At 72.5% G+C, this 12262-nt stretch carries 10 protein-coding genes; 6 read left to right on the forward strand and 4 right to left on the reverse strand.

All coding sequences use genetic code 11. From position 1 onward, the window contains the following. Positions 1–348: 348 nt before the first annotated feature. Together ACWDUZ_RS02420 and ACWDUZ_RS02425 are read left to right on the forward strand one after the other, a co-directional pair. Positions 349–1011: an RNA polymerase sigma factor gene (locus tag ACWDUZ_RS02420; protein WP_451630170.1), complete on the forward strand. Its 663-nt coding sequence runs from the start codon at positions 349–351 to the stop codon at positions 1009–1011. Beyond that, positions 1011–2216 carry an extensin gene (locus ACWDUZ_RS02425; protein WP_451629889.1) on the forward strand — a complete coding sequence of 402 codons (1206 nt, stop codon included), beginning with the start codon at positions 1011–1013 and terminating at the stop codon, positions 2214–2216. The genes ACWDUZ_RS02420 and ACWDUZ_RS02425 overlap by 1 nt, the downstream gene beginning before the upstream one ends. A gap of 208 nt (positions 2217–2424) precedes the next feature. On the opposite strand, the gene ACWDUZ_RS02430 is transcribed toward ACWDUZ_RS02425, so the two are convergent. Next, positions 2425–3360, reverse strand: coding sequence for a L,D-transpeptidase family protein (locus tag ACWDUZ_RS02430; protein WP_451629890.1), 936 nt, complete (start codon positions 3358–3360; stop codon positions 2425–2427). 299 nt (positions 3361–3659) lie between these two features. Between ACWDUZ_RS02430 and ACWDUZ_RS02435 the strand changes: the two genes are divergently transcribed. Further along, positions 3660–5240 carry an acyl-CoA mutase large subunit family protein gene (locus ACWDUZ_RS02435; RefSeq protein ID WP_451629891.1) on the forward strand — a complete coding sequence of 527 codons (1581 nt, stop codon included), beginning with the start codon at positions 3660–3662 and terminating at the stop codon, positions 5238–5240. A 198-nt stretch (positions 5241–5438) separates the two neighbouring features. Further along, positions 5439–6095 carry a leucine efflux protein LeuE gene (gene leuE, locus ACWDUZ_RS02440; protein ID WP_451629892.1) on the forward strand — a complete coding sequence of 219 codons (657 nt, stop codon included), beginning with the start codon at positions 5439–5441 and terminating at the stop codon, positions 6093–6095. 29 nt (positions 6096–6124) lie between these two features. Here leuE and ACWDUZ_RS02445 read toward each other — a convergent pair whose 3' ends face one another. Further along, positions 6125–7543 carry an FAD-dependent monooxygenase gene (locus ACWDUZ_RS02445; protein WP_451629893.1) on the reverse strand — a complete coding sequence of 473 codons (1419 nt, stop codon included), beginning with the start codon at positions 7541–7543 and terminating at the stop codon, positions 6125–6127. A gap of 71 nt (positions 7544–7614) precedes the next feature. Between ACWDUZ_RS02445 and ACWDUZ_RS02450 the strand changes: the two genes are divergently transcribed. Further along, positions 7615–8265, forward strand: coding sequence for a TetR/AcrR family transcriptional regulator C-terminal domain-containing protein (locus ACWDUZ_RS02450; protein WP_451629894.1), 651 nt, complete (start codon positions 7615–7617; stop codon positions 8263–8265). A 26-nt stretch (positions 8266–8291) separates the two neighbouring features. Here the strand turns inward: ACWDUZ_RS02450 and ACWDUZ_RS02455 are convergent, their stop codons facing one another. Both ACWDUZ_RS02455 and ACWDUZ_RS02460 read right to left on the reverse strand, forming a co-directional pair. Continuing rightward, a complete protein-coding gene (locus ACWDUZ_RS02455) occupies positions 8292–9629 on the reverse strand; it encodes a polysialyltransferase family glycosyltransferase (protein WP_451629895.1) in 1338 nt (445 codons plus the stop codon). Beyond that, positions 9626–10621 carry a glycosyltransferase family 2 protein gene (locus ACWDUZ_RS02460; protein ID WP_451629896.1) on the reverse strand — a complete coding sequence of 332 codons (996 nt, stop codon included), beginning with the start codon at positions 10619–10621 and terminating at the stop codon, positions 9626–9628. The genes ACWDUZ_RS02455 and ACWDUZ_RS02460 overlap by 4 nt, the downstream gene beginning before the upstream one ends. Positions 10622–10819: 198 nt before the next feature. Here ACWDUZ_RS02460 and ACWDUZ_RS02465 point away from each other — a divergent pair, with 198 nt between their 5' ends. Further along, a complete protein-coding gene (locus tag ACWDUZ_RS02465; RefSeq protein ID WP_451629897.1) occupies positions 10820–12244 on the forward strand; it encodes a DUF6716 putative glycosyltransferase in 1425 nt (474 codons plus the stop codon). Positions 12245–12262: the final 18 nt, after the last annotated feature.

Raw genomic sequence — 12262 nt, forward strand, 5'->3', positions numbered from 1 at the left:
GGGAGAGCCGGAATGAACGGCGAGGTCGCGGACCCGGCTGACCGTGTGTTGCTTCCGTGCGCCGCTCCGCCGAGGCGACGGCCGGGGCCGCCACCCCCCACAGGAGAGGCCCCGGCCGTCACGCGGCACGGGCCGCGCGGCGGCCCGTACTCCCTACAGCGCCGTGAGTGCGTTTTCTGTCACACCGCACACCCGATCTGTTAGTTGCGCGTTGTACTGTCATGGACGAGAGGCGGTTTGAGGCCGTAACGTGCCTTTCGTGCCGGGCCCGGAAGGTGCATGATCACCGCACACGACGTCGGCCGTGATGCCGCAACGATCCTGCTCGATCTACTGAGGAACCACGGGGTGCTGGGGGACGACGCGGAGCTGACCGCCGCGGTGCTTGCGGCACAGGACGGAGACGAGGCCGCTTTCCGGACTGTGTACCGTGCCGTGCACCCACGGCTGCTCGGATACGTACGCACACTGGTCGGCGACCCCGACGCCGAGGACGTGGCGTCCGAGGCGTGGTTGCAGATCGCCCGGGACCTGGAGCGCTTCAGTGGGGACGCGGACCGCTTCCGCGGCTGGGCGGCCCGGGTCGCCCGCAACCGCGCTCTGGACCACATACGCATGCGCGGCCGCCGCCCGGTGATAGGGGGTGACGAAACGGAACTGGCGGGCAAGGCCGCCGAGTCGGACACCGCGGGGGAGGCCATGGAGTCCCTCGCCACCGGCCGCACTCTCTCGCTCATCGCCCGACTGCCCCAGGACCAGGCCGAGGCCGTCGTGTTGCGCGTGGTCGTGGGCCTGGACGCGAAGACCGCCGCCGAGACGCTCGGCAAGCGCCCGGGCGCCGTCCGCACCGCCGCGCACCGCGGCCTGAAGCGCCTCGCCGAACTGCTCGGCGACGATCCGGAATCCGTCGGCGCGCTCGACGCGCTGCCACCCCCGAGAGAACCGCGCGGCCCCGCGGTGACGTCCGCCGGTGTGACGCGGATGCGCGCCCGGACGCAGAAGGACATGTGATGGCCGACGAGCAGTACCACTGGCTGGACCCCGACACAGCGGAGCGTCTGCTGCGTGGGGAGCCACTGGACACCGTCGACGAAACCGTCCGCGACCAGGCCGAACGCCTCGCCGCAGCACTGTACGCACTGGCCGCCGAACCGCAGGCCGAGCCGCCGTCGGCGGACGACGCCGAACTTCCCGGCGAGGCCGCCGCGCTCGCCGCCTTCCGCAAGGCGCGCGCCGAACGGGCCGACGCCGAAGTCGTCCGTGTCGATGCGCACGCGCACCCTTCGGCGGACGCCGGTCGTTTCCGCCGGCGGGTCGGGCCTCATGGACGTATCGCGCGGACGTACGGCCGGAGTTGGGGCCGCCCCCTGCGCCTCGCCGTGTCCGCCGCGCTGGCCGCGGGAGCGGTCGGCGGGGTGGCGGTGGCCACGACCGGTGTGTTCCCGACCCCGTTCGGCGGCGAGCCCGCTCCCGCCGCGTCCGTCTCGGGCCGGGCGACGCCTGGCGGCCCGTCCGCCTCGTCCTCGCCGAACGGTTCTCCCGGCGGCCGTTCGGGTGACGCGCGCGGCGGGGGGCCGGGTGCGTCGACGCCCGGGGGCGTCCCGTCGCGCCCGTCCGGTGCGGACGGCGGCAACGACGACCGCGCCGGTTCGGACGGTCGCTGGGGCCGTCTGGCCGCCGACTGCCGCGACCTGCGGGACGGCAAGGGCCTGGACGCCGACCGCAGGCACGCCCTGGAGGGGGCGGCCGGCGGCTCCTCGCGTGTGTGGACGTACTGCAAGGGCGTCCTCAAGACCGCCGAAGGCCGCGGCTCGGCCCAGGGCGGCGGCCGGGACGACGGCGACGGCGACAGGAACGGCGGCAAGGACAGCAAGAGTGGCAAGGACAGCAAGAGTGGCAAGGACAGCAAGGACGGCAAGGACAGCAAGGGCGGCAAAGAGGGCAAAGACGGCAAGGGTGGCAAGGACGGAAAGGGCGGCACGGACAGCGGCGGCGGCAAGGACGGCCGGGGCGGCAAGGGCGGTGACGAGGACGGCGGTCACATAGGCGGCGGCCGGCCCGGTACCGACACCGACACCGCCGGCTTCGCGCCCCCGCGTCCGCCGCACCCGGCGGGGAAGGCCCCGAAGGCGACCCCGGCGGGCAGGGCGGCCTTCGACCAGCCCGCGTCCTCTGCCGCACCCGCCTCCCCGGCGGCGCCTGCCGCACGCCGATGACCTGGTCTTTCGCAGCCCGGCGGCAATCTTTCTCCGCGCGGTGTGACGTTTTCGGCGGTCGCGGCGCAGTACCTAGTGAGCCGACTGGTCATCGGCCGTCGCACGCAGCCGGGGTTCCCCCCGTACCTACGGCTCGTGCATGTGGCGCGGGCGGGACACGTTCCCCCGGTCCCGCCCGCGCCCCGCCTCATTCCTCGCCCCTGCGGCCTCACCAGTAAACGACGACCTTGTCCCCCACCCTCACCTGTGCGAACAGCCGCGCGATCGCCGTCTCGTCCCGTACGTTGACGCAGCCGTGCGAGCCGCCCGCGTACCCCCGGGCCGCGAAGTCGTAGGAGTAGTGCACGGCTTGGCCGCCGCTGAAGAACATCGCGTACGGCATGGGGGAGTTGTAGAGCGTCGACACATGGTGGCGTGACTTCCAGTAGAGCGTGAAGACACCTTCTCGCGTGGGTGTGTACTGCGTGCCGAACCGCACGGACATCGTCGCGAGCGTCCGCCCGCCGACCATCCAGCGCAGGGTTCGGCTGGTCTTGTCGATGCACAGCACCCGGCCGGTCAGACAGCGCGGATCCGGTGCGCCGGCCGGCTGACCGCCCATCAGGTACAGCTCCCACTTGCCCGGCTCGTGCGTCATGGAGAGCAGCCGCTGCCAGGTGACGGTGTCGGTCCGTCCCGTCGCCGGCAGGCCGCGCTTGCCCTGGAAGCCCTTGACCGCCCGCTCCGTCAGATCGTCGTACGTCCCCGTCGGGCCGTCGAACAGCCAGGCGATCTGACGCAGCCGGGCCTGGAGCTCGCGGACGCCGCTGCCGCTGTCACCACGGGCCCACAGGACGGACGCGGGCGTGCTCGGCGCCCGGCTGGGAGTGGCACCTGGGGTCGTGCCCGGTGCGGTTCCGGCCCCGTGGGCCGTACCCGGGGCCGCGCCGCCCGGTCTGTCGTCGCTCAAGGCGCGGTCGCCGGGCGATCCGGTGGCCGGGATCTCGATGTGCACCGGTCCGCGGTGCCCGCCACCGCCGCCGTACGGCCCGGCTCCCGATCCGGAGCCCGCGCCGGGGGTCCGCACCGTGCAGGCGCCCACCGTGGCCAGCGCCATCGCCGCCACCACGGCGACGCCCGATCTCCTGATGTCCCCGATGCGCATACCGCCCCCCGTCGTGGCTGTCGAGTCGCCGTGGTCCGGAAGTACACCGGATGTCTCCCCACGGGTGACCGGCCGTGAACCAGGAGGCACGCTGGAAGGGCGGAGCCCGTCCGCGAAAGCGTGCGGGAGGCGTGGCGGACAGCGGGCCGGACGGGGCCGGACAGCGGGCCGAACAGGTCTGTGAGCAAGGTCCCAGCGTGGGGCACTCCACCCGGCGCACGGCCGCAGCTACAGTCCGTGGCGAGGATCGGGATACCGGCGAGTAACTGGCGAGTAACAAGAACGCGGAGGCACACACCATGGCGCGCGAGTCGGAGTCCGGGCTGCCCATCGAGCCGGTCTACGGGCCGGACGCCCTGGAGGGCTGGGACCCGGCGGCGAAGCTGGGCGAGCCGGGGTCGTACCCGTTCACGCGTGGCGTGTACCCGACGATGTACACCGGCCGGCCCTGGACCATGCGCCAGTACGCGGGCTTCGGCACGGCGGCGGAGTCCAACGCCCGGTACAAGGAGCTCATCGCGCACGGCACGATGGGTCTGTCGGTCGCCTTCGACCTGCCCACCCAGATGGGCCACGACTCCGACGCGCCGATCGCGCACGGCGAGGTCGGCAAGGTCGGTGTCGCCATCGACTCGGTGGACGACATGCGGGTGCTGTTCGGCGGGATCCCCCTGGACAAGGTCTCCACGTCGATGACGATCAACGCCCCCGCCGCGCTGCTGCTCCTGCTCTACCAGCTGGTCGCCGAGGAGCAGGGCGTGCCGGCCGACAGGCTGACCGGCACGATCCAGAACGACGTGCTCAAGGAGTACATCGCGCGCGGGACGTACATCTTCCCGCCCAAGCCGTCGCTGCGGCTGATCGCGGACATCTTCAAGTACTGCAAGGCCGAGATCCCGAAGTGGAACACCATCTCGATCTCCGGCTACCACATGGCCGAGGCGGGCGCCTCGCCCGCGCAGGAGATCGCCTTCACGCTGGCCGACGGCATCGAGTACGTGCGCACGGCCGTCGCGGCCGGCATGGACGTGGACGACTTCGCGCCCCGTCTCTCCTTCTTCTTCGTGGCCCGTACGACGATCCTGGAGGAGGTCGCCAAGTTCCGCGCGGCCCGCCGGATCTGGGCGCGGGTGATGAAGGAGGAGTTCGGCGCGAAGAACCCCAAGTCGCTGATGCTGCGCTTCCACACGCAGACCGCCGGGGTGCAGCTGACGGCCCAGCAGCCGGAGGTCAACCTGGTCCGGGTCGCCGTCCAGGGCCTGGCGGCCGTGCTCGGCGGCACCCAGTCGCTGCACACCAACTCCTTCGACGAGGCGATCGCACTGCCGACGGACAAGTCCGCCCGCCTGGCCCTGCGCACCCAGCAGGTCCTCGCCTACGAGACGGACGTGACCGCGACGGTGGACCCCTTCGCCGGGTCGTACGTCATCGAGAAGATGACCGACGACGTCGAGTCCGCGGCCCTGGACCTGATGCAGAAGGTGGAGGACCTGGGCGGCGCGGTCAACGCGATCGAGCACGGCTTCCAGAAGAACGAGATCGAGCGCAACGCCTACCGCATCGCCCAGGAGACGGACAGCGGCGAGCGGGTCGTGGTGGGCGTCAACCGCTTCCAGCTCGACGAGGAGGAGCCCTACGAGCCCCTGCGCGTGGACCCCGCCATCGAGGCCCAGCAGGCCGAGCGCCTCGCCAAGCTGCGCGCCGAGCGCGACCAGGCGGCGGTCGACACGGCCCTGTCCGCCCTGAAGAAGGCCGCGGAGGGCGAGGACAACGTCCTGTACCCGATGAAGGACGCCCTGCGCGCGCGGGCCACGGTGGGCGAGGTGTGCAACGCGCTGCGGGAGGTCTGGGGGAACTACGTGCCGTCGGATGCTTTCTGATCCGGGAGATTCCTCCGGATGACGGAGGCAGGGCGGACCTGGCACGTCCCCGGTCGCTGTCGTGGAGAGTGCGCCTGCCCGTGCCGGAGCCCGTCGGCATCCGTGTCGAACTCGCCGTGGACACCCTTCTCGACGGCTGATCGTCTCCCTTCGAAAACCGGATTCGGAGTGTCGTACCCCCGTGCGACACTCCTTTCCATGTTCGGCGTCATCGATCTCCCCACCTACCTGGCAGGACTCGTCCTGATCGTGCTGCTGCCAGGGCCCAACTCGCTCTACGTGCTGTCCGTGGCCGCGCGGCGCGGCATCCGCGCCGGCTACACGGCCGCGGCGGGCGTGTGGTGCGGGGACACCGTGCTGATGACGCTGTCGGCCGCCGGGGTCGCCTCGCTGCTCCAGGCGAACGCCGTGCTGTTCGGGATCGTGAAGTACGCCGGTGCCGGGTACCTGACGTGGCTCGCGATCGGGATGCTGCGGGCCGCGTGGGGGATGTGGCGCGCCCGGCGCGAGCGCACCGCCGCCGGGGACGCGCCCGCCGAGGCCGGTCCCGCCCACGAGCGGCCCTACCGTCGGGCCCTGGTCGTCAGCCTGTTCAACCCGAAGGCGATCCTGTTCTTCATCGCCTTCTTCGTGCAGTTCGTGGACCCGGGCTACGCCTACCCGGCCCTGTCCTTCGTGGTCCTCGGCGCCTTCGCCCAGCTGGCGAGCTTCCTCTACCTCAGCGCCCTGATCTTCAGCGGCACCAGGCTGGCCGCCGCCTTCCGCCGCCGCAAGCGCCTGTCCGCGTGGGCGACTTCGGCGGCGGGCGCGCTGTTCCTGGGTTTCGCGGTGAAGCTCTCGCTGGCGAGCGCGTAGGGCACCGGCAGGCCGGCGAAGGGGCGCCGTCAGAGACCGACCACGCCCAGATACGCGTCGAGTCCGGCCGGCGAGTCGCCCGCCCAGCCCACGTATCCGTCCGGGCGGACGAGGAACACACCGGGGCCGTACGACTTCGGCGCCGCCGGGAGCGCTCGTACACCGGCCACGGATGTGGTCGCGCCGAGCAGCGTCCAGTGCGGTCCGCGGAAGGTGTCGAAGAGGCGTACGCCGTCCACCGTGCCGTCCGGCGCCCGGTCGCCCGCCCGTATCCCGGCCGGGTCCGTACGGACGTCGACGCTCAACGACGACTTGGGGTAGCCCAGACCGAGTTGCACGGTCGCCCTGCCCCGCCGCACCTCACCGCGGTGCACCCCCGTCGACAGGCCCAGCACCCCGGCCGCGATCGGGCGCCGCTCCTCCTCGTAGCTGTCGAGAAGAGAGTCCCCCGCCCCGCCCCGCAGCACCGCACCCAGCTTCCAGCCCAGGTTGTACGCGTCCTGGACGCTGGTGTTCAGGCCCTGTCCGCCGGCCGGTGAATGGATGTGCGCGGCGTCGCCCGCGAGGAAGATGCGGCCCACCCGGAATCGGTCGGCCAGCGCTGCCCGCGGCCGGTAGTCCGAGGCCCAGCGCACCTGAGTCACGTCCTCGGGGTCGAGGTGCGTGTACGCGGCGACCAGTTCGCGGATGCCGTCCAGGGACGGGTCGGGCGTCGTTCCCTCGGGGAGGCGGCCCGCCAGCTGGAAGTCGTCCGTGCCGGCCAGCGGGCACAGCGCGATGCCGCCGTCGCCCGCGGGGAAGGTGTGCCAGAACTCCCGGTCGAGGCCCCTCACCCGCACGTCCGCCACCAGGTACGGGGCCGGGTCGACCGTCTCGCCGGCCATGCCGACGCCCAGCGCCCGCCGTACCGCGGAACGGCCGCCGTCGGCCGCGACCGCGTACCGGGCGCGGACGGTCCGGCCGCCGGCGAAGCGCGCGGTCACGCCCTGCGCGTCCTGCTCCAGGCCGGTCACCTCGCGACCGAAGGCCACCCGCACGCCGAGCTCCACCAGCCGTGCGTGCAGGATCTCCTGCGTCCGCCACTGCGGAACCATCAGCGGGTCGGTGTACGGCGCGCCCTCGTCCGCCTCCACCGGCTCGAACATCGGCTTCGCGTCGATCCGCCGGCCGTCCTTCCAGAGCACCCGGGGCGGGTAGCGGCCGCCGGCCGCGCGGATCGCGTCGAGGACGCCGAGGTCGTGGAAGACCTCCTGGGTGCGCGGCTGGATCCCCTTCCCGCGCGATCCCGGGAACAGGCCGTCCGCCCGCTCGACCACCAGCGCGCCGACTCCGCGCCGGGCGAGGTCGATCCCGAGGGCGAGCCCGGTGGGCCCCGCTCCCACGATCAGCACCTCGACCGGGACATCGCTCGGGACGTCGTCGCTCCGGGCGTCATTCCACGCATCCATCACATCTCTCCTTAACATCGTTAAGGTGCGGTCTCGGCAAGCGTGCCCTTAACGCTGTTAAGCTGTCAAGCGTGAGTACGGAACGACGCGCCCCCCTGGACCGCCGACGGGTCACGGACACGGCACTGCGGCTGCTGAACGAGGTCGGCCTGGACGGGCTGACCCTGCGCGCCATCGCCAGGGAGCTGGACGTCAAGGCCCCCGCGCTGTACTGGCACTTCAAGGACAAGCAGGCGCTGCTCGACGAGATGGCGACGGAGATGTACCGCCGGATGGTCGCGGGCACGGCGCTCGATCCCGCCGACACCTGGCAGGAGCGGCTGCTCAAGGTGCACCGGGGGCTGCGTGCCGCGCTGCTCGGCTACCGGGACGGAGCCAAGGTCTTCAGCGGCTCACGCTTCACGGGCACGGACCACGCCCGCGAACTGGAGGCGAACCTGCGGCTCCTCACGGACGCCGGACTCACCCTCGCCCAGGCCGTCCAGGCGGGCCGGACGGCGAGCGTGTACACCCTCGGCTTCGTCACCGAGGAACAGGGCGTCCGGCCCCTCCCGGGCGAGCGCCGGGAGGGTTACGACGTCGGGGAACGTGCCCGGCGGATGGCCGACCACCCGCTGGCGGCCGCGGCCGGCGAGCTGCTCTTCGACGACTACGACCGCCAGTTCGAAGAGGGACTGGCGCTGGTCATCGCCGGCATCGGAGCCCGCTACGGGATCGGCTGAGCCGCCGCCGTGAAGATCGTCGATCGTCAGCGTCCCGTCCCGTCCCTCAGCGCGCGTGCCCGGCGGGCCAGGCGCCGTACCGTCGCGTTGCGCCGGAGGAAGGCCGGCCGCATCGGAACACCGCCGGGCAGGGCCAGGGAGGTGAGACGGCGGCGCTTGAAGTAGCGCCGGGTGCGCGGGCCCGGATGTGCGGCGAGATACCGCTCGGCGGCCGGGCGCAGACCCGGGTGCATCCTCGGCTGCATCGCGAAGGCGACCGCCCGGACCAGCTCGGTCAGCGCGTCGACGGCCATGCCCGGCCGCTGCGCGGTGACCGCCGCACGGTCGTCCAGGTCGGGCAGGAGCGCGTCGACGATCGTCACCGGGATCCGGTTGCTGTTCTCGTACGGCGTCAGGCGCTCCAGAAGCGTGCCGGTGCCGGTCCGGGCGACCGGCAGGCCGTACAGCGCGGAGGCGGTGAGCAGTGCGGTGGAGAAGCAGCCGACGACCAGCGCCGGACGCGTCCGCTGGTACAGCACCTCGGCGAGCACGGGCGTGGTGAGGACGGTCAGCTCGGCGCCCAGCTTCTCCGCCTCCCGCTCCAGCGCCCGCGACCAGCGGACCGGCGCCGATGGGTGCGGCTTGAAGACGGCGCGCGTGTGGCCCAGCGCGACCGCGCCCCGCAGCATCCGCACATGCAGCGCCTCCTCCTCGTCGGCGGTGAGGATGCCCAGCGCGGACAGGTACTGACCGAGCAGCAGCGCGGGTTCGGTCCCCGCCTCCGGCAACTCCTCGCCGGCGTCCGACAGTTCTGCCAGCACCTTGACGAAGGCGTCCGTCGGCACGATCTCCGAGCCGACGCCGAACTCGGTGAGCAGCACCGGCTTCAGGCCCGGCACCAGATCCAGGTGCAGCACGCGGTCGACGCGGGTGCCGACCAGCGGGTCGATCTTGTTGCGGGTGGGGCCGTAACTCATCAGTCCGTCGGCGTAGACGGTGACGGGCGCGCCGGTGAAGATCCGGCAGACCCCGAGGGCCGGACCGACCTGGATGGACTCGACGACCAGTGCGACGTCGTCGTCACCCAGGTCCCACAGCAGCCGCAGGTGCCGCTCCCACAGCGGGACGTCGTCCGGGCGGGGGCTCCAGGCGCCCGGGTGGAACGGCGCGATGGTCTCGTTCCACGACACCACGTCGTCGAACCGTGCCCGCAGCCGCTCGAAGCCGGGCAGCTCGTCCAGCGCCGGGGTGGTCTCGGGCGTGGCGGCGTTGTTGCACACCAGCAGCATGCGGCGGTCGGCCGGGCCGAACCGGCCGGAATCCAGGGCGGCGGCGAGCGTGGCCGTGCCGTACAGCGTGGAGGCCAGGAAGATCTGCGTGGTCATGCCGAGGCTCCCGTCGCGGCAGAAGCGGAAACCGGGACCGGGCGGCGCCGGAGGCGGCGCAGCCGGGACGCCCGCTGGACGTCCATGGAGTCCAGCGTCTGGTCGAGGACATCTTGCGGCATGCGCCGCAGGGCCCCCGCGCCGAGCGACTTCAGCTTCCGTGCCACCGCCGGTTCGAACCTGTCGAGGGACCCCAGATGATGGGAGATGATCGCGCAGTACGTGCGCACCGCCTTGGGCAGCAGCCGGTCCGCGTCCCGGTCCTGCGCCGTTTCCCGGACGATCTGGTCGAAGGCGCGGATGAAGTCCAGCCGGCGCACGTCGCCGATCTGGGTGAGGGACGAGGCCACCCCGCGCCGGTAGCGCACCCCGAGCAGACCCACCACGGCGAAGGACTCCGCCTCCCGGTGCAGCCGCCATATCCACGGCCGGTCCTCGGCCGTGCGCAGCCCGTCGGTGAAGTGCAGCAGACCCTTCTCCACCAGCCGCCGGTGGTAGACGCCCGCCCAGGCGTAGGGATAGTCGACCGAGGTGGAACGGCCGGCAGGCAGGATCGCCGAGCGCGGGTCCAGCACCACCCCGCGCCGGCCGTGCGGGACCCGGCGGATCGTGCGCGTCCGGCCGGTGCACTGCACATGGTCGGTGCGCACGAAGTCGCAGCCCAGCCCCTCGATCGTGGCCAGGAGCCGCTGGTAGTAGCCGGGGACCAGCCAGTCGTCGCCGTCCAGGAACGTCAGATACTCACCGCGCGCCCGGTCGATCCCGGTGTTGCGCGCGGTCGCCAGTCCTTCGTTCCGCTCGTGCCGGACGCACACCGCGCCCGGAAGGTCGCGCTCGGCGCGCGCGAGAATGTCCGGGGTGCCGTCGTTCGAGCAGTCGTCGACCAGCACGAATTCGAAGTCGTCACGCGCGTTCGCACGCAGACTTCGCAAAGTGTCGGGTGCGTATTTCTGCACGTTGTAGAACGGCACGATGACGGAGAGCTTGACCACGCAGGCGACGTTAGACGTCGGGGCCCGCCCGTGTCTTTACCTCCAGTTCGACCGTGGATGAACGGTGCGTGGCGATGCCGTTAACCACGGCTTCTTTCGCGGTTTCCCGGCCCGATTCGCCGTTCGGCGGTGCGCTGTTAACCGTTTGTTGCGTTCGAGTTGGGTCGCACCTAGAAATGCCTTCCTACGGTCTTCGGTGTGCCAGCAAGTGCAATGAAGATCAGGCGAGTCGCTGTTCTCGCGGATTCCGACACCCGGTGGAAATGGGGCGCGCTCACCGCGAAGCGCCTGGTCGCCGCCGAGCCCGACGCCTCGGACATCCGCCTGGACGGCTACCTCCTGCGGGGCCGAGCCACCCCCACCGCCCGCCAGTTGACGGAGGTCGGCGTCCGCGCGGACTCGCTGCGCGAGGTGACCGCCGTCGAGTTCCTGCGTGCGACGGCCCCCGAGAGCGAGTGGGGCGTCGGCGGGTCCGGCGCGGGCCGGTCCGGCGCGGATGCGGACGCCGGGGGCGTGGACGCCGAGGCCGCGAGGTCGTACGACGTGCTCGTCCTCGCGCTCGTCGGCGGCGGGGTGCAGGCCCTGCTGCACGGGCTGAAGCGGGTGTGGGAGGGCCGTGAGCGGCGTCCCGTGGTCGTCACCGGGTACGTCGGCGTCGTCTACGAGAAGCTCGCCGACGGCCTGCTGCTGCGCCACGGCGCCGACCTGGTGCTCGCCAACTCCCGCCAGGACGCGGACCGTTTCCGCGCCGTCTACGAAGGGGTGGGCGCCGACGCCTCGGCGGTCACCGAAGCGGCGCTGCCGTTCCTGGACGGTGCCGCGTACGAAGGCGAGCACCAGCCGTACGCCGTGGTGTTCGCGGCCCAGCCCTCCGTCCCCGAGCGCCGCGAGGAGCGCGCGTACCTGCTGGACCGGCTGGTCCGCCACGCCCGGCTGCACCCCGACCGCGAGGTGCTGCTCAAGCTGCGCTCCAGGCCCGGCGAGCACACCACCCACATCGAGGAACTGCCGTACCAGAAGCTGGCGCGCAGGACCGCCCTGCCGCCCAACCTCCGCCTGGTCCACGGCCACATGGGGGAGGTCCTGGACCGCACCGACCTGCTCGTCACGGTCAGCTCCACGGCCGCCCTGGAGGCACTGCACCGCCGCATCCCCACGGTGATCCTCACCGACCTGGGCGTGCGCGAGGCACTCGGCAACCACCACTTCGTCGGCTCCGGCTGCCTGGCCTCCTGGGACCAGCTGGACGCCGGCCACCTCCCGGTGCCCGACGAGACGTGGGTGGCCCGGCAGGGCGTCGCGACCGGGAGCCCCTCCTCCGGGGGCGGCTCGTACGCCACCGCCTTCGACACGGCCCGCGCCCGCGTCACCGAACTGCTGGCCGCGCCCGGCGGACTGCCGCCCCTGAGCCCCTACTACACGCCCGCCACCGCCCCCGGCTGTCTGCCGGGCATCCTCGCCCGCCACCACCTCGGCCCCGACGGCGCCCCGCTGCCGGGCGCCCCGGCCGGCGACAAGGAGCCCGGAGCCGTCCGGCGGATCGTCCGCCGCGCCGCCCGCGGCGCCTACCGCCACGGCGTGCAGCGCGTCGCCCCGGTGATCCGGCGGATGGGCGAGCTGTGACCCCGCGAGGAGAAAAGC

The organism is Streptomyces sp. NPDC003393 (genome assembly GCF_053589015.1).